Genomic DNA, 22,798 nt, shown 5'->3' on the forward strand with positions numbered 1-22,798 from the left:
TTAGTTGAGGTCGCTTTCCTTGATGTAGCCGGAGTCGACGACCGTCTCCTTGTAGTTCGTCTTGTCGACGCTGACCGGCGTCAGCAGGTAGGCCGGGACCACCTTGGAGCCGTTGTCGTAGGTCTTGGTGTCGTTGACCTCGGGCTTCTTGTCGTTCAGGACCGCGTCGACCATGTTCGAGGCCACCTTGGCGAGCTCACGGGTGTCCTTGTAGACGGTCATCGACTGCTGGTCGGCGATGATCGACTTCACCGAGGCGACCTCGGCGTCCTGGCCGGTGACGATCGGCAGCGGCTTGCTCTTGGTGCCGTAGCTGTCCGACTTCAGCGCCGACAGGATGCCGATGGAGATGCCGTCGTACGGCGACAGCACCGCGTCGACCCGGTCGCTGCGGTAGGACCCGGTCAGGATGTCGTCCATGCGCTTCTGGGCGGTGCCGCCGTCCCAGCGCAGGGTGGTGACCTGGTTGAGCTCGGTCTGGCCGGACTTGACGACGAGCTGCTTCTTGTCGATGTACGGCTGCAGGACGTTCATCGCGCCCTGGAAGAAGTAGCGCGTGTTGTTGTCGTCGTTGGAGCCGGCGAACAGCTCGATGTTGAACGGGCCCTTCTTGGAGCCGTCCTTCAGGCCCAGCTTCTCGACGATGTAGGTGCCCTGGAGCTCGCCGACCTTCTCGTTGTCGAACGACGCGTAGTAGTCGACGTTCTCCGTGCCCAGGATCAGGCGGTCGTAGGAGATCACCGGGATGTCCGCGTCCTTGGCCTGCTGGAGCACGCTGTTCATCGTCTTGTTGTCGATGGCCGCGATGATCAGCGCCTTGACGCCCTGCGTGATCAGGTTCTCGATCTGCGAGACCTGCTGGTCCGGGTCGTCCTCGCCGTAGACCAGCTGGGTCTTGTAGCCCTTGGACTCCAGGTCCTTCTTGACGTTGTTGCCGTCGGCGATCCAGCGCTCGGAGGACTTGGTGGGCATCGCGATGCCGATGGTGGCGCCCTTGGTGTCGCCACCCTTCTCCTCGCTCCCACCCTCACTGTTCTGGCCGCAGGCGGACAGGGTCAGGGCGAGGGAGGCGGCGGAGGCTATGGCGGCGAGGGCGGCTCTGCGGTTGCGCATGGTCATCATCCTTGATGTGTGTGCAGGGCTCGGTCTGGGATGCGAAGTCGCCCGGAGGATCATGCCCGGAAGACCGAGAAGCGGTGCGTGGGATTCTGCGCGACTGTGTCGTCTTTTGTCGCGGATGTTTCTGGAACGTTATGCCGAGTGACCGAACCGTGTCAGAGCGCCCGGCAGCCGCGAACCGAGCGGCGCCATGTCGCCGTCCGCGCCATGCCGCGCCAGCAGATCCAGGGCGAGCCGGCCGCGCCGCACCCGCTCCTTGGCGGTGGTCAGGGTCAGGTCCCGCATGTGGTGGCCGTACGGGTAGATACCGGGCGCCTTGGACAGGCCGAACTTCAGATAGATCGGTGCGCCACGCCGGATGAGCTCGGCGACCTCGTACATCCGCACATAGCCGCCGAGATCGTCGGGGGCCTCGATGTACATGTCCATGGGGGCGGCGGAGACCCGCCGGATCTCGGTGAGGTGATCGAGCGTCAGATCGCTGGGCACGTTGATGGAGTCGGCGCCCAGTTGCTCGTACACCGCGTACGCGGCCGGGTTGACCGGCCCGATCAGCGCCGAGACCTTCAGGGTGGTGTCGGCGGGGAGGATCCCGGCGGCCCGCGCCCGGTGCAGCGTCCACAGCACGCCCTCGTCGGCGACGAGCAGGCACTTGACGCCCAGCTCCGTTGCCCGGACGGCGTCTTCGACGCACCCGGCGACGGCGTCGTGACCGCGGGCGCGCAGTCCGGCGCCCTTGGAGTCGGTGCGCGTGGACCCGCCGATGTCCCACGTGCCGCGCGGCCCGGTGAACAGGCAGAGCTCGATGTCGCGCTCGGCGGTGGCCTCGACCATCTCGGTGATCTCGGCGTCGCTCAGCATCCACACGCCGCTGCCCTGGCTGATCCGGTGGATCGGCACATCGAGGCGCGAGGCCTCCTTGAGGACCACGGCCAGCGCCTCGGGACCCTCGCACGAGGGGATCTCGGTGCGCCAGCGGCCGCCGCCCGGGAAGGTGTGCGGCGAGGCGTCGGCGGGGGACAGGGCGGGCGCGCCCAGGCCGAGCGCGGCGAGCGCCTGCTCACCGGGTCGGCGGGCTGCCGTGGCGGAAGCGTCGGTCACAAGCTGTCCTTAGTGTTCGAAATGTCGGACGAAGTTCGCGGCTCAGGGTGTGGGGGCTTGGGTGTACGCCGATACGGGAGCCGTCAGGTTGCCCCCGTACCGGCGTACGTCTAGGGGCGGAGCAGTACCTTGCCCACCTTCGGATCACCGGACCCCACCAGCTCGATCGCCTCGGGGAACTCGGCGAGCGGCAGCTCGTGCGTCACCAGCGGCAGCGGATCGAGCAGACCGGCCCCGAACACCCGCACCGTGTGCGCCCAGGCGTCCGGCGGCGCACCGAAGACGGTGTGCACCTCCAGCTGCCGTACGACGAGGTCGGTCGGGTCCAGCCCGTCGGCGCCCGGCGCCGGGATCCCGGTCAGGACCAGCCGCCCGCCGCGCCTGAGCAGCGCGGCGGAGGTGCGCGCGGCGTCCGCGGACCCGGCGGTCTCGATCACGACGTCGATGTCATCGGGGAGCAGCTGGTCCTTCGTGCGGAAGTCGGTGGCGCCGTACTGCCGGGACAGCGCCTCCCGGTCACCCCGGGTGCCGACGACGAGCAGTTCGGCGGGGGAGATCGCCTTCAGGAACTGAACCGCGAACATGCCGAGGGTGCCGGTGCCGACGACGGCGACCCGCTCGCCCGGCTGGGCGTTCGCCTTGAGCGCGGCGGCGGCGATGCAGGCGGCGGGCTCCAGGAGAGCCGCGGCCGTCAGGTCGGCGTCGTCCGGCAGGACGTGCAGGAGCCGGGCCGGGAGAGTCAGCGTGGTGGCCATGGCCCCCGGCTGGGTGAACCCGGTCTCCTCGTAGCCGGCCGTGCACAGCGTCGTCTCACCCGCGTGGCAGCGGTCGCAGACCTGGCAGTTCCGGAAGCCCTCCCCGACGACCTTGCGGCCGGCCAGGGACGCGGGGACGCCCGCGCCGACCGCCTGGACCGTCCCGGACCACTCGTGGCCCGGCGTGAGCGGATAGCGGACGTACCCCTCGGGCCGGTTGCCCTGGTACACCTCGCGGTCGCTGCCGCAGATGCCGACCGCGTGGACGCGGACGAGGGCCTCGCCGGGACCGGGCTCACGAGGCGTGTGCTCGGTGAGCCGGTGCTCACCGGGCGCCTCGATGACGACGGCGGTGCTCACTGCTGGGTGCCCTTCGGCTTGCGCTGCTCCCAGCCCTCGGCCCACAGGTCGAACCGGGCCTGCTGCTGCGGGAACTCGGCCGCCGCGTCGGTGTCGAGCTCGACGCCGAGGCCGGGGGCGTCGGAGAGGTGGAAGTAGCCGTCGACCACCTGCGGAGCGCCCTTGACGACCTTCTTGATCTCCGCGTCCGCGAAGTCGTTGAAGTGCTCAAGGATCTTGAAGTTGGGGGCGGTGAAGCCCACCTGGAGGGAGGCGGCGGTCAGCACCGGGCCGCCCACGTTGTGCGGGGCGACCAGCATGTAGTGGGTCTCGGCGGTCGCGGCCAGCTTCCGCGTCTCCCAGATACCACCGATGTGGCCGACGTCCGGCTGGATGATGTCGACGGCCTGGCTCTCGAACAGCTCGCGGAACTCGATGCGGTCGTGGATGCGCTCACCGGTGGCGACCGGCATGTCCACCTTGGCGGCGACCTTCTCCAGGGCCTTGAGGTTCTCCGGCGGCACCGGCTCCTCCAGCCAGGCGGGCTTGAAGGGGGCGAGCTCATGGGCGAGGCGGACGGCGGTCGCGGGCGAGAACCGGCCGTGCATCTCCAGCATCAGCTCGGCGTCGGGTCCGATGGCGTCCCGTACGGCCTCGATCAGGGAGACGGAGTAGAGGGTCTCGTCGTGGTCGAGCTCGAAGTGACCGGTGCCGAAGGGGTCGATCTTGAGGGCCTTGTAGCCGCGCGCCATGACCTCCTGCGCGGCCTTGTGGTACGCCTCGGGGGTGCGCTCGGTGGTGTACCAGCCGTTGGCGTACGCCTTGACCTTGTCGGTGACCTTGCCGCCGAGGAGCTGCCAGACGGGGACGCCCAGGGCCTTGCCCTTGATGTCCCAGCAGGCCATCTCGATCACGGCGATGCCGGACATCACGATCTCGCCGGCGCGCCCGTAGTCGCCGTACTTCATGCGGCGGACCAGATCCTCGACAGCGAACGGGTCCGACCCGAGAATGTGGTTGGTCTCCGCCTCGTGCAGATAGCCGAGCAGCGCGTCGGTGTGGCCCAGCATGCGGGTCTCGCCGACGCCGGTGAGTCCTTCGTCGGTGTGCACCTGGACGTAGGTCAGGTTTCGCCACGGCGTCCCAACCACGTGCGTGCTGATTCCCGTGATGCGCACGGTAGCCACTCCCTGTACTCGTCCGGCCTGTTCGAAATATCGTCACACGTTCGAAATGCTGACGCGACAGTAAAGACGGCGCGGTCGGAGTGTCAATGGGTCGAGCGAACAACGATTTCGACGCGATGGCCGGGATGGCGGGGGATAGTCCGGCCTGTCCTCGCCTCCGTGGGCCGGGAACGCGGAACTCCCACACAACTTTCACATCCTCGCCCGGGGACGGTACCGGTGCGGAATTTAACCTTCCCGCGTCATGGACTACTGCCACCCGTGCCAACGGCACCTCAATGGCGCCCTCGCTTGTCCGGGGTGCGGCGCACCGGCCGAAGAGCGCTGGGTGCATACGGACTCCGTGCTCGATCGGGACGGTGCGGCCGCGGACGAACCCGACGAAGCGTACGAGGGTGACGAACCGGAGGCCGGCGGAGACCGGGCCCGGCCCGAGCCCCGGTTCCGGGACCGCGGCGTGGGCGGCAGCCGGCGGGACCGGAAGGCGGCGCTGCACCGGCGCCGCCGCCGGCGGGTCCTGATGTTCGGGACGGGGCTGCTGCTTGCCGCGGGCGGACTGAGTCTCGCGGAACTCGGCATGGAGGCCCCCTCGGAGGAGCCGAAGGGCGCCGCCGCCGGATCGCCGTCGGCGTCGGCGGAGGATGTCCCGGAGTCCGGTGGTGGGGCGCGGGGATCGACCGGCGCGGGAGTGGATTCGCCGGCCCCGTCGGCGTCTGCCTCGGCCTCGGAGACGAAGAAGCCCGAGGAGGAGGACCGGGACGAGTCCGAGGACCCCGAGGGCTCGAACGCGACGGCGAAGCCGGCGCCCTCGGCTCCCGCCGCGACCTCCCCGCCCGCGAACCCCGGCGCCTCGGCGCCCGGTTCGTCACCGGACCCGACCACCGCCCCGACCGCGGATCCGGTCCCGGACCCCACGCCTTCTCAGACGTGCACGCGCTTCCTGTGGTGGTGCGCGTAAGGGAGTTCGGGCCGTCGGGCAGACGCCGCCTCCCGGACCCCCTGCCGCCTGGCGCGTTACTCAACCGTAACGACTTCCCGGTGCAGGCCTCTTGACCGCCATGAATTGTTAGCGCTCACAATGACCTCCGCGTTCAACAGTCGGTCTCGACGACAGCCAGGGAGGTGCGGCCGTGACCCACTCACCGCTTCGGCCGCCCACCATGGCCGACGTGGCACGCCTGGCCGGTGTGTCCCACCAGACCGTGTCCCGTGTGCTGGGGGAGCATCCCAACGTGCGGGACGAGACGCGGGCCAGGGTGCTGCGCGCGATCGAGGAGATGGGTTACCGCCGCAACTCCTCGGCACGGGCCCTGGTCACCCGGCGCACCCGGACCCTGGGTGTGGTCGCCTCCGACACCACCCTCTTCGGACCGGCCAGCACGTTGTTCGCGCTCGAGGAGGCGGCGCGTGCCGAGGGGTACCTCGTCTCGACGGTCAGTCTGCGCAAGCTGACCGTGGAGAAGCTGTCCGAGGCCCTGGACCACCTCAGCGAGGGCGGGGTCGAGGGAGTGGTCGCCATCGCCCCGCAGCGGTCGGCGGTCGAGGCCCTCGCCGAACTCCGCCACCCGTTCCCGGTGGTGACCGTGGGCAGCGGGCCCGGATCGGGGATCCCCAGCGTCAACGTGGATCAGCATCTGGGCGCGCGGCTGGCCACCGGCCACCTGCTGGCCACCGGCCACAGCAGGGTCTGGCACCTCGCCGGACCCGAGGACTGGCAGGAGGCGGCCGACCGGGCCGCCGGCTGGCGGTCGACCCTCGAAGCGGCGGGCGTGGAGCCGCCCATGCTGCTGCGCGGGGACTGGAGTCCGCTGTCCGGCTACCGTGCCGGCCAGGAACTGGCCGGCTGGGTGGGCCGCGGACTGACCGCCGTCTTCGTCGCCAACGACCAGATGGCACTGGGGGTGTTGCGGGCCCTGCGGGAAGCGGGTGTGAGAACTCCCCAGGACGTCGCGGTGGTCGGCTTCGACGACATCCCGGAGTCGGAGTTCTTCGCTCCCCCGCTCACCACCGTCCGGCAGGACTTCTCGGCGGTGGGCCGGCGGAGCATCGCGCTGCTGCTGGATCTCATCGAGGGCCGGGCCCCCACCGGGACACCCCGGTTCGCCATCGAACCCCAACTCGTCGTCCGCGCCAGCACCTGTCCGTCCACCCCTCAGGCGGAGGGCGCTCCCGGCTGACGCGGCACCAACCGGTCGCCGTCCCTCCATTCGTGCGGCCGATATTTCGAACAATGATCGACAGGCTGGACGCACGCGGCCGGTCCCATCGAGTACCAGCAGGTCCGGCCCCGGACCGGCTCTTCAAAGGAGAAGAAGCATGCTCAACAGACGGAACTTCCTCACTGCGGCGGTCGGCGTGGCGGCGGCGGGCGGCCTGGCGGCCTGCGCCAAGGAGGACGACAGCCCCGCCGGCTCCGCCTCCTCGGGCGGCGGCAAGAAGCTCACCCTCGGCTTCTCCCAGGTCGGCTCGGAAAGCGGCTGGCGTACCGCGAACAGCCAGTCGGTGAAGGACGCCGCCAAGGAAGCGGGCTTCACCCTCAAGTTCTCCGACGCCCAGCAGAAGCAGGAGAACCAGATCTCCGCGATCCGCAGCTACATCGCGCAGAAGGTGGACGTCATAGCCTTCTCGCCGGTCGTCGTCACCGGCTGGGACGCGGTGCTCAGGGAGGCCAAGAACGCGAAGATCCCGGTGGTCCTCACCGACCGCTCGGTGGAGACCTCCGACGAGTCCCTGTACGTCACCCTCGTCGGCTCCGACTTCACGGACGAGGGCCGCCGCGCCGCCCGGATCCTGGAGAAGGTCCTCGACAAGGCCGGCCACAAGGGTCCCGTGAAGATCGCACAGCTGGAGGGCACCACCGGTGCCGCCCCCGCGATCGAGCGCGGCAAGGGCTTCAAGGAGGTCATGGAGGCGGAGCACAAGGACGACTGGAAGATCGTCGTCAGCCAGACCGGTGACTTCACCCGGGCCGGCGGCAAGCAGGTCATGGCGGCCTTCCTGCAGTCCAACCCGGACATCAACGTGCTGTTCGCGCACAACGACGACATGGGGATCGGCGCCATCCAGGCCATCGAGGCGGCCGGCAAGAAGCCCGGCAAGGACATCCTGATCGTCACGGTCGACGGTGTGAAGGACGGCTTCGTCGCCATGTCCGAGGGCAAGATCAACGCCATCGTCGAGTGCAACCCGCTGCTCGGCCCCCAGCTGATGGAGGTCGTCCAGAAGGTCAAGGACGGCGAGACGGTCGAGCGGTGGATCAAGACCGAGGAGAGCGACTTCATGCAGGACCAGGCCAAGGAAGCGCTCCCGAACCGCAAGTACTGACCGACCGCACCCACCGGCAGGGGGCCTTCGGCGACCGAGAACCGCCTCGGGCCAGGAGGCTCCCTGCGGGCCTGAACCCACTTCACGAGGAGCGCTGCCATGGCAGAGCCGCGGCCCGTCCTGGAGATGACGGGCATAGTCAAAGAGTTTCCGGGGGTACGGGCTCTGTCGGGCGTCGACTTCCGGCTCTTCCCCGGCGAGATCCACGCCCTGATGGGCGAGAACGGCGCCGGGAAATCCACCCTCATCAAGGTGCTGACAGGGGTCTACTCCCTGGACGGCGGCACGATCACCCTCGACGGGAAGTCCGTGCGGTTCGGCAGCCCGCTGCAGGCGCAGCACGCCGGTATCAGCACGGTCTACCAGGAGGTCAACCTCTGCCCCAACCTGTCGGTGGCGGAGAACATCTTCATCGGACGCGAGCCCACCCGCATGGGCCGCATCCAGTGGAAGCAGCTGCGGCGGGACGCGGCGAAGCTGGTGGACCGGCTCGGCCTCGACATCGACGTGACCGCGCCCCTGTCCGCGTACCCGCTGGCGGTGCAGCAACTGGTGGCGATCGTACGGTCGGTGGGCACCGGCGACAGCGACGGCGAGGGCTCCGGCACCAAGGTGCTGGTCCTGGACGAGCCCACCTCCAGCCTCGACCGCGACGAGGTCCTCGAACTGTTCCGCCTGATGCGGCAGCTGCGGGACGAGGGCGTCGCGATCCTGTTCGTCTCGCACTTCCTCGACCAGATCTACGAGATCTGCGACCGGATGACCGTCCTGCGCAACGGCACGCTGGTCGGCGAGCACCTGGTCCGTGACCTCGACCAGGTCGGGCTGATCGAGCTGATGATCGGCAAGGCGCTGGACCAGCTGGAGGAACTCCACGACCACCAGCTGCACTCCGGCGTCGGCGAGACGCTGCTCAAGGCCGAGGGCCTGGGCCGCACCGGCGGCATCGCCCCCTTCGACCTGGAGATCAAGAAGGGCGAGGTCCTCGGACTCGCCGGCCTGCTCGGCTCGGGCCGCACCGAACTGGCCCGGCTGCTGTTCGGCGCCGACCAGCCCGACAGCGGCAAGGTGACCGTCGGCGGCGAGCAGGTGCCGATGAGCGCCCCGAACGACGCCATCGGCGCCGGGGTCGCGTTCTGCTCGGAGAACCGCAAGACCGAGGGCCTGGTCCCCGATCTGACGGTCCGGGAGAACATCATCCTCGCCCTCCAGGCGGCCCGCGGCTGGACCCGGCCCATCCCGGTCGCCCAGCGCGACGAACTCGTCGCCAAGTACATCAAGGCGCTCGACATCCGCCCCGCCAACCCGGAGGCCAGGGTCGGCCAGTTGAGCGGCGGCAACCAGCAGAAGGTGCTGCTCGCCCGCTGGCTGATCACCCAGCCGAAGCTGCTGATCCTGGACGAGCCCACGCGCGGCATCGACGTCGGCGCGAAGGCGGAGATCCAGAAGCTCGTCGTCTCCCTCTCCGAGGACGGCATGTCCGTGCTGTACATCGCGGCCGAGCTGGAGGAGGTCCTCCGGCTCAGCCACACCATCGGAGTGCTGCGCGACCGCCGGCTGGTGGCGCAGATCGCCAACGGGCCCGAGATCACTCCCAGCCGGATCCTGGAGACCATCGCGAGCGGAGAGCACCAGTGACCACTCCCACCCGCTGGCGAGCGCTGACTCACCACCACCTGTTCTGGCCGGTCGTGGTCCTGGTCGTCCTGCTGCTCGTCAACGTCCCCTTCACGCCCGACTTCTTCTCGATCCGGATGACGGACGGCCACCTCTACGGCAGCCTCGTCTCGATCGTGCTGTTCGGCTCGCCCCTCATCCTGGTGGCGGTCGGCATGACCCTGGTCATCGCCACCGGCGGCATCGACCTCTCCGTCGGCGCGGTCGTCGCCATCACGGGGGCTCTGACCTGTTCGTACATCAGCGACCAGGCCGACCAGAGCGCCCTGTCCGGAGTACTGCTCGCCATGGGGCTCGGCCTGCTGGCCGCGGTGGTCTGCGGCCTGTGGAACGGCTTCCTGGTCGCCAGGATGGGCATCCAGCCGATCATCGCCACGCTGATCATCATGGTCGCCGGACGCGGTGTCGCCCAGCTGATCACCGACGGCCAGATCATCACCGTCAACAGCGAGCCGTACAAGCTGATCGGCGGCGGCTACTGGCTGACCCTGCCGTTCTCCATCTTCGTGGTGGCCGTGGTCGTGGCCGTCACCGTGGCGCTGACCCGCCGCACGGCGCTCGGCCTGCTCGTCGAGTCGGTCGGCGGCAACGCCGAGGCCAGCCGCCTGGTCGGCATCAGGTCCCGGCGCATCAAGATCATGGTCTATATGTTCTGCGCGCTGTGCGCGGGCATCGCGGGACTGATGATCAGCTCCAACACCTCGGCCGCGGACGGCAACAACGCCGGCCTGTGGATCGAACTCGACGCGATCCTCGCCGTGGTCATCGGCGGCACCTCGCTGCTCGGCGGCCGGTTCTCCATCGGCGGCACGGTGATCGGCGCCCTCGTCATCCAGACCCTGACCACCACGATCTACACCATCGGCGTGCCGACCCAGACCAACCTGGTCTTCAAGGCCGCCGTCGTCATCGTCGTATGCCTGATGCAGTCCCCGAAGTTCCGGGCCAAGGTCTTCGGCGCCAAGCGCGGGGGCACCACTCCCCAGGCCCAGTCGGCCCCGGTCGCCGAGGCCGCTCCGAAGATGGAGGTGTCGCGATGAGCGCGACCACCCGGACCCCTACGGCGCCGGAAAGCCGTACGCCGTCCAAGGCCGCGCGCCTGCTCGGCGACCGGCGGCTGCCCGTCCTGGTCACGGCCGCCCTGTTCCTCGCGATGTACGTCGCCGGTCTCAGCCGGTACCAGAACTACGGGTTCGCCGAACCCCAGGTGTTCCTCAACCTGTTCATCGACAACGGCTATCTGCTGGTCGCCGCCGTCGGCGCCACCTTCGTCATCCTGTCGGGCGGCATCGACCTGTCCGTGGGCTCGCTGATCGGCTTCACCACCATGTTCACGGCATGGCTGGTGGAGCGTCAGGGGCTGCCGCTGGTGCTGGTCGTCCCGATCGCGCTGCTGGTCGGCGCGTTCGGCGGCTTCCTCATGGGTTATGTGATCCAGAACTTCGAGATCCAGCCGTTCATCGTGACCCTCGCCGGGCTCTTCCTCTTCCGCGGCCTGTGCCTGGTCATCAGCAAGGAGTCGATCGCGATCAGCGACTCCTCGGTGAGCAGCCTGGCCCAGACACGGGTGCCGCTGGGCCTGGGGGAACTGTCGATCGGTGCCGTCGTGGCCCTGGTCGTCCTCGGTGTCGCCTTCTACGTACTCCACTACACCCGCTTCGGGCGCCGGGTGTACGCCATCGGCGGCAACGAGCAGTCGGCGCTGCTGATGGGTCTTCCGCAGGGTGGCACGAAGATCGCCGTGTACACCGTGAGCGGCTTCTGCTCGGCCATGGCCGGGCTGCTGTTCATGCTGTACATCCAGTCCGGTGACCCGCTGCACGCCACCGGCATGGAGCTCGACGCGATCGCCGCGGTGGTCATCGGCGGCACGCTGCTGACCGGCGGTTCCGGCTTTGTGCTGGGCACCCTGTTCGGTGTGCTGGTGCTGGGCCTGATCAAGAGCATCATCCAGTTCGAGGGCACGCTCAGCTCCTGGTGGACGAAGATCGCCACCGGTGTGCTGCTGTGCGCGTTCATCCTGATCCAGCGCACCATGACGACCCGCAGACAGACCTGAGCCGAACGGCACGTCTCGGGGCCCGGAGCGGTCCGTCGTACCCGCACGGTGCGACGGACCGCTCCGTCATGTGTCGAGCATGCGCAGGAGCAGGTCCCGCAGAGCGAGCCGCTCGGTGTGGGAGAGACCCGCGAGCGGCTCCCGGGCGAACCGCAGCGACTCCCGCAGGCTCCGAGCCACCCGCCGTCCCTCCTCGGTGGCCGCCGCCAGCTTCACCCGCCGGTCGGCGGGGTCGGGACGCCGCTCCACCAGGCCTCGGGACTCCAGCCGGTCCACGATCCCGGTGACGTTCGACGGCTCGCACTTCAGCTTGTGCGCCAGTTTCCGCATGGGCAGCGGTTCCAGCGTCAGCAGGCTCAGCAGCCGCGCCTGCGCGCCCGTCAGCGCGTGCTCGGCGGCGGCCTCGTCGTACTCCTCGTGGTAACGGGCCACGACCGAGCCGATGAGGTCGACGACCTCCAGGGTCAGCTCATCGGGCCGGTGGGTCTTGGGTGCAGTGGCCATGCCCTCAGGGTACCCGATTACTTGACAACCTGAAATATTCAGGAGCATGGTTGTTTCAGGAACTGAAGTAAACGAAGGGCTGCATCTCCCATGATCAACCGCGAATGGCACCTCCTCTCCCGCCCCGTCGGCTGGCCCAAGCCCGAGGACTTCGCGCTGGTTGAAGCCGAGGTGCCCACCCCGGGTGACGGTCAGGTCCTCGTCCGGAACAAGTACCTCTCCGTCGACCCGTACATGCGCGGACGCATGTCGGCGGCCAAGTCCTACGCCGCCCCCTTCGAACTCGGCAAGGTCATGCAGGGCGGCGCCGTCGGCGAGGTCGTCGCCTCCAACGCCGAGGGCATCGCGGTCGGCGACCACGTGCTGCACTTCCTGGGCTGGCGCGAGTACGCGGCCGTGAACGCGAAGAGCGCCGTGAAGGTGGACCCGGAGGCGGCGCCCCTGTCCACGTACCTCGGCGTCCTCGGCATGACCGGCCTCACCGCCTACGCCGGCCTGCTGCGGGTCGGCGCCTTCAAGGAGGGTGACGCGGTCTTCGTGTCCGGCGCCGCGGGAGCCGTCGGCGGCCAGGTGGGCCAGATCGCCAAGCTCAAGGGCGCCTCGCGGGTCATCGGGTCCGCCGGGTCCGACGAGAAGGTCAAGCTCCTGGTGGAGGAGTACGGCTTCGACGCCGCCTTCAACTACAGGAACGGCCCGGTGGGCGAGCAACTGCGGGCCGCCGCGCCCGACGGTGTCGACGTCTACTTCGACAACGTCGGCGGCGACCACCTGGAGGCCGCCATCGGCTCCCTCAACCAGGGCGGCCGGATCGCCGTCTGCGGCATGATCTCCGTCTACAACAACACCGAGCCCGCCCCCGGCCCGAAGAACCTCGCCCGCCTCATCCAGACCCGGGGCCGCATGGAGGGCTTCCTGGTGGGCGACCACTACGACCTGCAGCCGCAGTTCGTCCAGGAGGTCGGTCCCTGGGTCGCCTCCGGGCAGCTCAAGTACCGCGAGACCGTCGTCGAGGGCATCGAGAACAACCTGGAGGCGTTCCTCGGGGTGCTGCGCGGCGACAACACCGGGAAGATGATCGTCAAGCTGTAGGTCCGCCTGCGGGGTCTGTGCTGGATTTCCGTCATGCGGTAACTTCTTTCCGAAACCGCCGTCGATCGTGGGCGCGAGTCGCGGCGGACCGAGGAGGAGAAGACACCGCATGTCGATCCAGCAGAGCGACGTCCTGTACACCGCCGTCGCGACCGCCGAGAACGGCCGCGACGGCCGGGTCGCCACCGACGACGGCAAGCTCGACGTCGTGGTGAACCCGCCCAAGGAGATGGGTGGCAGCGGCGCCGGCACCAACCCGGAGCAACTGTTCGCGGCCGGGTACAGCGCCTGCTTCCAGGGCGCCCTGGGAGTCGTCGCCCGCCAGGAGAACGCCGACATCGCCGGCTCGACCGTCACCGCGAAGGTCGGCATCGGCAAGAACGGCGACGGATTCGGGATCATCGTCGAGATCTCGGCACACATCCCGAACGTCGACGCCGCGACCGCCGGTGCCCTCCTGGAGAAGGCCCACCAGGTCTGCCCGTACTCCAAGGCGACCCGGGGGAACATCAGCGTGACGTTGGTCTGACACCGTTCGTTGTACGACGGAGGCCGCGCCCTTGGACGTGGGGTGCGGCCTCACCCCGAGCCGCCGGTACTTTCAACACAGAGGGCGGGAGTCAGTCTCGCTGACTCCCGCCCTCTTGCTCACCGACTACCGGACCGGCTTCCGTCGTCCGGACTAGGCGACCACATCAGCGTAGGCGCCGCAGGTGTCCACGTAGATGGTTCCATCGTCCGTGAGGCAGACGTGGAAGTGGACCACAGCCCCCTCGGGGAACGACTTGTTCCAGGTCTTGTAGCTGGTGCTGTAACCGCTGGTGTTCCACAGCTGGCCTCCCCCGGAGCCCCCGCTGGTGATCGACCACTCCAGCACTACCCCTCTGCCGTCCTTCCGGTTGTCCCGCACGCCGAATATCTCGCCGTCCGGCTGGAAGTAGCCACTGCCGTCATTCGCCCTGGGGCCCCAGTGGGCCGCCTTGGTCCACGCGTACGCCTTGTCGGCGGCCGCGGCGGGCGAGGCGGACGCAACGCCGAGCATGCCCAGCGCTACCGCGGACACGCCAAGGGCCTTCCGAAAACTCGCAGCCAGCAATGTTCCTCCTCAGTCACGACATTCTCTGAAGTGCATCCCACATCACCGTCACCTCCGGGGCAAGCGGTTTCTGGAGGTGCGGTGGTGTGTGCCATGGCGAGCAACGCCCTTGCCATCTGGGCGAATTCACCCTTGGGGTGGTCTCGGAAGAGCGGCTCGGTGCCGAACAGAACCGCCTGCGGACCGCTCACCACCGAGGCCCGCCCCGCCGCGTCCGAGGGCCCTCCCGAGCCGTCCTCCGCCGGCCGCCAGTGCCCGGAGACGAGCGGATTCCCGGTCCCGTACGCCTGCTCGACCCGCACGCCCGGACCCAGGTCGGTGAACCAAACCGGCGCGTACACGAAGCCGTGCGAGGGGGCACCCCGCATCAGGACACTGCCCGAATTCACCACGCGTACGACACCGTTGGCGTCCCCGTTGCCCTCGACCGGCTTCACGGCCAGCGGCCCGGCCGCCGAGTTGAGCGCGGCACCGACGGCACCCCGGCCGACCAGTCCGTGCCCGTCGAGGAAGCCGTCGAGCGCCTTGCGGGCCCCGGCGTCCAGCTCGTCGTGGTCCAGCCCCGCCGACACGAACAGCACGTCCACCGCCGACCAGTCGAACCCGGCGTTCAGCACCTCCGTCGAGACCGGCGTGACCTCGAAGTTCATCTCCCGCAGCGCCAGCAGCTCGCCCGGTGTGACGGCGGCGGCGACGCGCGTGCGGTGCAGCGGGGCCGTGCCCTTCGCCTTCGTGGCGCCGAAGACGACGTCGTACGTCCGCGTCGCAGCCACGGCCTTCGCGCGGGCCGACGCCGGGACGATCGCACTCCCGTCGGCGGCCTGCCGCACCGAAACGCCCTCCCTGAGGAGGGAGTTGAGCGCCGCGATCTCACGCGGGTCGTCCAGCCGCAGCCGCAGGTCGCCGCGCGGGGCGACATACCCGACCCGGGCGGCGGCCGACACCGGCCACAGCGGGGCGGCGACGAGGCTCCCCCGCGTCACCGGCTCGACGCTCGCGCCCCACAGCCGCCCCAGACTCCAGCCCGAGATGTCGTACATCACCGACACCCTGTCACTGATGTCCCGTCCGTCGGCGAGCAGCGCGTTGGCCAGCCCGCGCTTGGCCTGGCGCATGTCGACGACGTACGAGCCCTTCGCATACGTCCGCCCGCCGAGCCGGAAGGAGCGCAGCGCGCGGGTGACGCGGACGTCGTTGGCGAGGAGATGGTCCACGAGGCGGGCGGCGGCGGTCGCCGAGCGCTGTGCCTCGCGGCCGGCCGGGATGACGTAGGCGCGGGGGAAGTCCGTCGTGTAGACGTCCTCGGGTCCGATGCCGGGCACGCCCGGGACGGTCTCCCGCGACACCGGCACCTGTGCCGCCCCCGCCGCACCGCGCCGGAAGACCTCGATCTGGTCGGCGACGAGAGAAGCGCGCCCGGCCTGGACGAAGTCGAGGGTGGCGCGCAGGGCGGCGCCGGCGACGTCGACGTTGACCGCGGCGCGGCGGCGCAGCTCGGCGACGGGCAGGGTGTCGTAGGCGGAGCCGTTCACCCGCAGCGGGATCTCCACCGTGTGGGCGGCGACGGTGCCGTGGTAGGCCGCGTACTGCGGGGTGAAGATCGGCGGCCAGTCGTCCCAGCCCTCGTCCTGGTCGCGGAACGGGATCTGCACGGGCTGCACGCCATCCTGTTCCGGCGTGTAGCCGAGGCCGTTGACGGCGGCCTCCATGCCGAGGGCGTTGGCGTAGGTGTTCTTCAGGAAGAGGTCGTACTCGTAGTTCTCGCCGTGCGGGGGAGTGGTGGGCTCGATGAGGGTGCCGTTGACATAGCCGTGCACATCGAGCATCACGGCCGGCTGTTTGGCGACCATGATCTGCCGCATCGCCCGCACCTCGGGCTGCGAGGCGGTGACGAAGTCCCGGTTCATGTCGAAGCCGCCCGCATTCGCGCGGGTTCCGGCGATACGGCCGTCCGGGTTGGCGGTGATGTTGAAGTACAGGCGGCTGTGGGCGAGGAGGTCGCGCGTCCTGCCGTCCCCGGCGGTCGCGAGCCGCTCGATCAGCTTCAGCGAGGCGTCGGTGCCCTCCCACTCGTTGCCGTGGATGTTGTTGTTGACGAAGACCGGCGCCTTGTAGGACCGCTTGATCTCCGGGGACTTGGCGGCGAGGGCGGGCGCCTTCTCGATGAGCTCGCGCATCCGCGCCTGGGCCCGGGCCTGGCGGGCGCTCTCCGGTGCGGTGACGGTGACGAGGTACAGCCGGTGCCCGCCGGCCGACCGCCCGGCGACCTCGACGCTCACCCGGTCGCCGAGGGACTGGAGGGCGTTCAGCTTCGGCGCGATGGAGTGGTACGGGGTGAGGCCGAGCCTGAGGGACTTGTCGGCCGGGTTCTCGGGGTCGGGGGTGAGGACCTGCCGGCGCGGATAGCCACGGCTGTCGTCACCGAGCGAGCCGGCCTCGGCGGCCGCCCCGACCGGGGCGAGGGACCTTTGGGCGGCGCTCTGGGGTGTCCGCGCGGCGTGCCGGTCGAGCGCGGCTTCGCGGTGGACCGGCGGTTCGGGCCTCGCCGCGGCGGTGCCGGGACCGAGGAGCAGGGAGCCCGCCGTGGTGACGGCGAGGGCGGTGATCAGAACGGGTCTCGCAGGAACGGTTCTCGTGGTGCGCACGCGTACCTCCTCCGGGAACTTCCTGAGATCGGTACCGCGAGGTGTACCTGTTCGACTCAACCGCAACAAGAGGGAGTTGGTGTCACGGATGCCCCGAACGGCGCAGCCGGGAGCACGCCGAGAAGGCATGCTGTGGGCATCGGGTGTGAGGCGAACGACCACGAAGGGCAGACCCCATGGCCACGATCCCTCCGCTCCCCAGCAGGGACGACGTACTGCGCATGGCACGCAGCACGACCGACATCACCGGCCAACTCCTGGACACGGCCGGGAACATCACCCGCATCGCGATCAACACCTTCGACCCCAGGGACGGATCGGGCCCCGAGGTCCTGCGCGTGCTGCGGCAGACCACCGCCGAACTGGCCGAGGCGAGCGCCTCACCGCAGGCCCAGGAGGCCTTCTACCGCATCGTCGAGACCCTCACCCGCCTCGGCAGCAGCGGCGCGCCGCTCGCCTCCCACCCGGTGAGCGAACCGGCGCAGGCCCTGCTGGCGGCCCTCGGCGACAGCCTGCTGCCGGTACTGGACGCGGTGGAGCCGGCGGTCGAGGAGTTCGCGGCGGCGTTCGGCGAGCTGGTCGAGGCGACGTCGCCGCTGCTGCCGGCGACGGCGGGCGTGGCGGCCGGCGCCCTGCTGGCCCTGACCCCGCTGCTCCGGTCGGCGGCGGAGGTCCTGCGGGAGCAGTCCCCCGAGCTCCGCCGGATCGCCGACGCGCTGACGGCCGCGCTCGCGCCCCTGATGCCGCTTCAGGTGGCCCTGGCCGAGCGGGCGGCCGCCGCCGGGGCGAACGTCGTCCGCGTCACCCTCCCACCCCTCGCCGACCTCACGGAGGCAGCGGCGGCGACCACCAAGGCGGCCCGCCCGGTGCTGATCGCCGGTGAGGAACTCCTGGTGGCGGGTCTTGAGCGGCTCCAGCCGGTGCTGCTCGCCGGGGCGTCGCGGGCGGGGCGGGTGGCACGGGAGGCGGCGGTACGGGTGTCGGCGGCGGTGAGTCCGGCGGCCGAGCAGGGGGTCGTGGTGGCGGTGACGCCGGGGTGAGGCGGGGCCCGCCACGTATCGACGCCGGTCGGCATCACTCAGCCTGTCCGGCGCTTGAGGACGAGGCCCTTCGGGCCGATGAGGCGGCGGGGGCGAAGAAAGCGGTGACCGGCCCCCGAAGCGGCCGTGACGGTCGTGTGACACGCCCCCGGCTAGAGTGCCGACCATGCGCGATCTCGGCACCGGTTTCAGGTATCTCCTCAGGGGCCAGCGATGGGTGGCCCGGCATGGAAAGCAGTACGGGTTCGGTCTGATCCCCGGCCTGATCACGCTCGTCCTGTACGCCTCGTCCCTCGTCGCGCTCGCGGTCTGGGGCGAGGACTTCGTGTCCTGGTCGACACCGTTCGCCGACGACTGGTCCAGCCCCTGGCAGGGCCTGTTCCGCGGCTTCCTCACCGCTGTCCTGTTCGCCCTCGGCCTCCTGCTGGCCGTGGTCACCTTCACCGCGGTCACCCTCCTGATCGGCCAGCCCTTCTACGAGAACCTCTCCGAGAAGGTCGACCGGGACGTCTCCCCCGACGGCACGGCCCCCGAGTCCGGCCTGCCGCTCTGGCGCGAGCTGTGGATCTCGGGCCGCGACAGCCTGCGGATCGTGCTGCGCGCCGCCGTCTGGGGCGTGCTGCTCTTCGCCCTCGGCTTCCTCCCGGTCGTCGGCCAGACGGTCGTACCGGTGATCGGCGTCGTCGTCACCGGCTTCTTCCTCACCGAGGAACTCACGGCCGTCGCCCTCCAGCGCCGCCGCGTCGAACTCCGCGACCGCCTCGACCTGCTGCGGTCCCGCAAGACCCTCGTCTGGGGCTTCGGCACGCCCCTCGCCGCGGCCTTCCTGGTGCCGTTCGTCGCGGTGTTCCTGATGCCGGGCGCGGTCGCGGGGGCCACGCTGATGGCGCGGGAGCTGCTGGGCGAGGAGACCCAGGAGAAATCGGCGCCCGCGCCCGACGCGGAGCACGTCAGCTGGTGACCGGGCTGTCGGCCGCCACCTTCAGGATCGTCCGCACCTGGGCGATGATGTCCAGCCGGTTGCGGACGAACTCCGGGTCGGTCACCGAGCCGGTCGCCGGATCCGTGTTGCCCGCCCCGAACTGCAGCACGGGCGTGTGCACATGCCCGCCCGGCAGCGAGCCGTGCAGCCCGAGCCGGTCCCGGAGCAGCGTCGCCCGGTAGGCGATCTCGTTGGACAGGTAGTCCCCGCCGCCCCCGGCCCGCGCGGTCGACCCGGGCGTCGGCCCGTCCGGCCGCACGACGGCCTGCGTGCCGCCCGCCGGGATCTCGGTCACGCTGGTGTTGTCGTACACGGGGAAACGCCCGGTGTCCGCGGCGACGATGTCCGCGTACGGCAGGGTCGTGGTCGTCCACTGCGGCTGCGAGGCCGGATCGGCGACGGGGATGGTCTCGGTCCGGCCGACGTTCTCGTTGTCCCCGAAGCCGCCGCGCCAGGCTCCGTTGGTCCGCTCGATGTCGAACCGCCCGACGCGCCCCTGGCTCACGGTCGTGAACAGATCGACCTGCCTCAGGTACGGCCGCAGGGTCCGCTCCACCGTCCCGTCCGTGAAGTCCCGCCAGCGCACGGGGAACAGGGCGGTCTCCACCCGCGCCGGCCCGTCCGCGGTCTCGATCACCGTGCCGTCGAGGGCGAGCGCGGTCGCCCCGGACGGGTTGGAGATACGGATGTCCCGGTCGAGGGTGAAGGGGTCGAAGCCGGTGACGAGAATCCTTCTGACTCCGTCGCCATGGGGATGGCGGATGTCGGTCTGGCCGCGCGAGGTCCGCTCCAGGAGGTCGAGCAGCGCGGCCCGCCGGGCATCACTCAGCCCGAACGCCGGCTCCCATGTACGCACCTCCCGCGTCATCGACAACCGCGCCCAGTACAGCGGCCGGTCGTCGTCCCGGCTGAGATCCCCGCCCGCCGGCCCACGCCCCTGAGCCCGGTCGACGGCCAGCCGCCACAGGGCCCGTCCCTCGCGCAGGACGACACGGCGGGCCTGCGCGTAGGAGTGCGCGGCGTCGAGGTCACGGGCGAACTTCGTCGCCGGAGCGTCGAATCCGGAGCGGCGCAGGATCTCCTGGGGGACCGCTCTGTCGAGGCGCTGTTCCTCGACGGTCGGCGCGGGAGCCGTCTCGGCGGCGGCCGCCCCGGTGGTGGGGGCCGAGAGGCCGGCCAGCAGGGCGAGGCCGAGGACGCCGATCCGAACACGTATGGAATTCAAGGGGGTTCCGGTCCTTTCGTCACGGTGGGGGAGCGCGCTGTGGGACGCCGGAAGTATCGCGTGACGGAAGTGGTCTACGCCATGGTGCGCGGAATCTTCGACGCCGCCTCCCGGGGTGGTGAAGCTCGAACGCGTCCGGGCTGGATTCCTCCGCAGGTGATCGAGGGCAGGATTGAGGTGTCCGCGGACTTCGACGAGGAGGCACCCACATGGCGGGAACCCGTACCCCGGCCGATGCGGCACGCGAGGCGGTCGTCGAAGCCGCCCTCGCCCGGCTCGATCTCGACGCGAAGGCGCGGCTGCTCTCCGGCCGGGACATGTGGACCCTGCCCGCGCTCCCCGAGATCGGCCTGAAGGCCCTCGTCATGTCCGACGGACCGATCGGCGTCCGGGGTGTGCGCTGGACCGCCGACGACCCGTCCGTCGCGCTGCCCTCGCCCACCGCCCTCGCGGCCGCCTGGGACCCCGACCTCGCCCGCCGCGCCGGCACCCTCCTCGCCCAGGAGGCCCGTCGCAAGGGCGTCCATGTGCTGCTCGCCCCGACCGTCAACCTCCACCGCTCGCCGCTCGGCGGGCGCCACTTCGAGGCGTACAGCGAGGACCCGTTTCTGACCGGCACGATCGGCGCCGCATACGTCAGCGGCGTCCAGTCCGGCGGCGTCGGCACCACCGTCAAGCACTTCGTCGCCAACGACGCCGAGACCGACCGCTTCACCGTCAACAACGTCGTCTCCGAACGCGCCCTGCGCGAGCTGTACCTGGCGCCCTTCGAGATCATCGTGGAGAACGCCCACCCCTGGGGCATCATGACCGCGTACAACACGGTCAACGGCACGACGATGACCGAGCACCACCACCTCGTGAACGAGGTCCTGCGCGGCGAGTGGGGCTTCGACGGCTACAACGTCTCCGACTGGATGGCCGCCCGCGACACCGTCGGCGCGATCGACGGCGGCCTCGACGTTGCGATGCCCGGCCCGCGGACCGTCTACGGCGAGCCCCTCGCGCAGGCCGTGCGGGACGGGAAGGTGGCCGAGGCCGCGGTCGACGCCGCCGTGCGGAACGTGCTGCGGGTCGCTGCCCGCGTCGGGATCCTTCAGGGCGCCGAACCGGTCGTCACCGAGCCCCCCGAGACCGTCGACGGCGGCGCGCTGGCCCGCGAGATCGCCCGCCGCTCCTTCGTCCTGGTCCGCAACCAGGGCGCCCTCCCGCTGCGGCCGAACAGCACGGTCGCCCTCATCGGCGCCGCCGCCCGCGACGCCCGCGTCCTCGGCGGCGGCTCCGCCACCGTCTTCCCCGCCCACGTCGTCTCCCCGCTCGACGGCCTCACCGCCGCCCTCCCCGAGGGCACCCTCACCTACGCCGTCGGCGCCGACCCGAACACCGAACTCGGCGTCGCCGACAAGGGCTTCGAGCTGCGCGCCGTGTGCCGGGACCGGGAGGGGAACGTCATCGGCACCGGGTCCGCGCCCAACGGGCAGATCCAGTGGATGGGCTCCGACCTCCCCGAGGGCGTCACCCACGAGGCGCTGCGCACCGTCGAGCTGACCGGCACCTTCACCCCGCGCGACACCGGCACGCACACCTTCGGCATCAAGGGTCTCGGCGCCTTCAGGCTCACCATCGACGGGACCACGTACTACGACGACGTCCACCGACCCGCCGAGGACGATCCGTTCGTCTCCTTCTTCGGCGCCCCCGTCCCGCGCGCCCGGCCCGAACTCACCGTCGGCGAACCGGTCGAGGTCTGCCTGACGCATACCGTCGAGTTCCCCGAAGACGCCCCGATGAAGGTCGTCGGCTTCACGCTCCACCACCAGGAGCCGCAGCGCGACCCCGACGAGCTGATCGCCGAGGCCGTCGAGGCAGCCCGCGGCGCCGACACGGCCGTCGTCGTGGTCGCCACCACCGAACGCGTCGAGTCCGAGGGCTACGACCGCGCCGACCTGACGCTGCCCGGCCGCCAGGACGACCTGGTGCGCGCCGTCGCCGCCGCCAACCCCAACACGGTCGTGGTCGTCAACTCCGGCTCTCCCGTGGAGCTGCCGTGGCGCGAGGACGTCGCCGCCGTGCTGCTCGGCTGGTTCCCCGGGCAGGAGGGCGGCGCGGCCCTGGCCGACGTCCTCACCGGAGCCCACGAGCCGGGCGGCCGGCTGCCCACCACCTGGGGCTCCCTGACCGACGCCCCGGTCACCGAGGTCGTCCCCTCGGCCGGCGAACTCCCCTACCGCGAGGGCGTCTTCATCGGCTACCGCGCCTGGGAGAAGGAAGGGCGGACCCCGTCGTACGCCTTCGGACACGGCCTCGGCTACACCGAGTGGACCTACGAGTCCGTCGAGGTCACGGGCACCACGGTCACCGTCCGCGTCCGCAACTCCGGCGAGCGCGCCGGCCGCGAGGTCGTACAGGTCTATCTGGCCCCGGGCGAGCCGGACGCCGACCGGCCGCCGCGGTGGCTCGCCGGGTTCGCGGGCGTGACGGCGGGGCCGGGGGAGCGGTGCGAGGCCGTGATCGAGCTGCCGCGCCGGGCCTTCGAGGTGTGGGACGAGACGACCAAGGCGTGGACCTTTGTGAAGGGTTCGTACGAGATCCAGGCGGGACGCTCGATCGCCGACCGCCGGCTGACGACGGCGATTAACGTCTGACCCGGGAGAAG

19 protein-coding genes are annotated in these 22,798 nt (G+C 70.4%); 11 read left to right on the top strand and 8 right to left on the bottom strand.

Annotated features, from left to right (window positions below):
* The 4 genes from chvE to IM697_RS09525 form a co-directional block, all read right to left on the bottom strand.
* Positions 1 to 1,113 (bottom strand): multiple monosaccharide ABC transporter substrate-binding protein, encoded by a 1,113-nt coding sequence (gene chvE, locus IM697_RS09510; RefSeq protein WP_194046517.1) that lies wholly within the window; start codon positions 1,111 to 1,113, stop codon positions 1 to 3.
* Positions 1,114 to 1,251: 138 nt separating this feature from the next.
* Complete coding sequence (locus IM697_RS09515; RefSeq protein WP_194046519.1) at positions 1,252 to 2,220, bottom strand: glycosyltransferase family protein; 969 nt, start codon at positions 2,218 to 2,220, stop codon at positions 1,252 to 1,254.
* A 110-nt stretch (positions 2,221 to 2,330) separates the two neighbouring features.
* Complete coding sequence (locus IM697_RS09520) at positions 2,331 to 3,335, bottom strand: zinc-dependent alcohol dehydrogenase (protein ID WP_194046521.1); 1,005 nt, start codon at positions 3,333 to 3,335, stop codon at positions 2,331 to 2,333.
* Positions 3,332 to 4,492 (bottom strand): mandelate racemase/muconate lactonizing enzyme family protein, encoded by a 1,161-nt coding sequence (locus IM697_RS09525; protein WP_194046523.1) that lies wholly within the window; start codon positions 4,490 to 4,492, stop codon positions 3,332 to 3,334. Before IM697_RS09525 ends, IM697_RS09520 begins: the two co-directional genes overlap by 4 nt.
* A 253-nt stretch (positions 4,493 to 4,745) precedes the next feature.
* Between IM697_RS09525 and IM697_RS09530 the strand changes: the two genes are divergently transcribed.
* The 6 genes from IM697_RS09530 (at position 4,746) to yjfF (ending at position 11,561) form a co-directional block, all read left to right on the top strand.
* Positions 4,746 to 5,459, top strand: a complete 714-nt coding sequence (locus IM697_RS09530) for an SCO2400 family protein (protein WP_194046525.1) — start codon at positions 4,746 to 4,748, stop codon at positions 5,457 to 5,459.
* Positions 5,460 to 5,631: 172 nt separating this feature from the next.
* Positions 5,632 to 6,678 carry a LacI family DNA-binding transcriptional regulator gene (locus tag IM697_RS09535; RefSeq protein ID WP_194046527.1) on the top strand — a complete coding sequence of 349 codons (1,047 nt, stop codon included), beginning with the start codon at positions 5,632 to 5,634 and terminating at the stop codon, positions 6,676 to 6,678.
* Positions 6,679 to 6,817: 139 nt separating this feature from the next.
* Complete coding sequence (locus IM697_RS09540) at positions 6,818 to 7,825, top strand: ABC transporter substrate-binding protein (protein WP_194046530.1); 1,008 nt, start codon at positions 6,818 to 6,820, stop codon at positions 7,823 to 7,825.
* Between the two features lie 99 nt (positions 7,826 to 7,924).
* Positions 7,925 to 9,463 (top strand): sugar ABC transporter ATP-binding protein, encoded by a 1,539-nt coding sequence (locus IM697_RS09545; RefSeq protein WP_194046531.1) that lies wholly within the window; start codon positions 7,925 to 7,927, stop codon positions 9,461 to 9,463.
* Positions 9,460 to 10,542 (top strand): ABC transporter permease, encoded by a 1,083-nt coding sequence (locus IM697_RS09550; RefSeq protein ID WP_194046533.1) that lies wholly within the window; start codon positions 9,460 to 9,462, stop codon positions 10,540 to 10,542. Before IM697_RS09545 ends, IM697_RS09550 begins: the two co-directional genes overlap by 4 nt.
* Complete coding sequence (gene yjfF / locus IM697_RS09555) at positions 10,539 to 11,561, top strand: galactofuranose ABC transporter, permease protein YjfF (protein WP_194046535.1); 1,023 nt, start codon at positions 10,539 to 10,541, stop codon at positions 11,559 to 11,561. Before IM697_RS09550 ends, yjfF begins: the two co-directional genes overlap by 4 nt.
* Positions 11,562 to 11,627: 66 nt before the next feature.
* On the opposite strand, the gene IM697_RS09560 is transcribed toward yjfF, so the two are convergent.
* A complete protein-coding gene (locus tag IM697_RS09560) occupies positions 11,628 to 12,065 on the bottom strand; it encodes a MarR family winged helix-turn-helix transcriptional regulator (protein ID WP_194046537.1) in 438 nt (145 codons plus the stop codon).
* Positions 12,066 to 12,155: 90 nt separating this feature from the next.
* On the opposite strand from IM697_RS09560, the gene IM697_RS09565 reads away from it, so the two are divergent.
* A complete protein-coding gene (locus tag IM697_RS09565) occupies positions 12,156 to 13,154 on the top strand; it encodes an NADP-dependent oxidoreductase (protein WP_194046540.1) in 999 nt (332 codons plus the stop codon).
* 109 nt (positions 13,155 to 13,263) lie between these two features.
* A complete protein-coding gene (locus tag IM697_RS09570; RefSeq protein WP_194046542.1) occupies positions 13,264 to 13,683 on the top strand; it encodes an organic hydroperoxide resistance protein in 420 nt (139 codons plus the stop codon).
* A 153-nt stretch (positions 13,684 to 13,836) separates the two neighbouring features.
* Here IM697_RS09570 and IM697_RS09575 read toward each other — a convergent pair whose 3' ends face one another.
* Complete coding sequence (locus IM697_RS09575) at positions 13,837 to 14,217, bottom strand: hypothetical protein (RefSeq protein ID WP_194046544.1); 381 nt, start codon at positions 14,215 to 14,217, stop codon at positions 13,837 to 13,839.
* Positions 14,205 to 16,895, bottom strand: coding sequence for a M14 family zinc carboxypeptidase (locus IM697_RS09580; RefSeq protein WP_194046546.1), 2,691 nt, complete (start codon positions 16,893 to 16,895; stop codon positions 14,205 to 14,207). The genes IM697_RS09575 and IM697_RS09580 overlap by 13 nt, the downstream gene beginning before the upstream one ends.
* Positions 16,896 to 17,071: 176 nt before the next feature.
* Here IM697_RS09580 and IM697_RS09585 point away from each other — a divergent pair, with 176 nt between their 5' ends.
* Entirely contained in the window at positions 17,072 to 17,935 is an 864-nt protein-coding gene (locus tag IM697_RS09585; RefSeq protein ID WP_194046548.1) for a hypothetical protein, read from the top strand.
* A gap of 166 nt (positions 17,936 to 18,101) precedes the next feature.
* Positions 18,102 to 18,896: an EI24 domain-containing protein gene (locus tag IM697_RS09590; protein ID WP_194046550.1), complete on the top strand. Its 795-nt coding sequence runs from the start codon at positions 18,102 to 18,104 to the stop codon at positions 18,894 to 18,896.
* Here the strand turns inward: IM697_RS09590 and IM697_RS09595 are convergent.
* The gene (locus tag IM697_RS09595; protein ID WP_194046551.1) at positions 18,886 to 20,142 is read right to left on the bottom strand and encodes a pyroglutamyl-peptidase I; all 1,257 of its coding nucleotides are present in this window, start codon (positions 20,140 to 20,142) and stop codon (positions 18,886 to 18,888) included. The genes IM697_RS09590 and IM697_RS09595 overlap by 11 nt on opposite strands.
* A gap of 209 nt (positions 20,143 to 20,351) precedes the next feature.
* Here IM697_RS09595 and IM697_RS09600 point away from each other — a divergent pair, with 209 nt between their 5' ends.
* Positions 20,352 to 22,787, top strand: a complete 2,436-nt coding sequence (locus IM697_RS09600; RefSeq protein WP_194046553.1) for a glycoside hydrolase family 3 protein — start codon at positions 20,352 to 20,354, stop codon at positions 22,785 to 22,787.
* Positions 22,788 to 22,798: the final 11 nt, after the last annotated feature.

The organism is Streptomyces ferrugineus, assembly GCF_015160855.1.
Classification (GTDB): Bacteria; Actinomycetota; Actinomycetes; order Streptomycetales; family Streptomycetaceae; genus Streptomyces; species Streptomyces ferrugineus.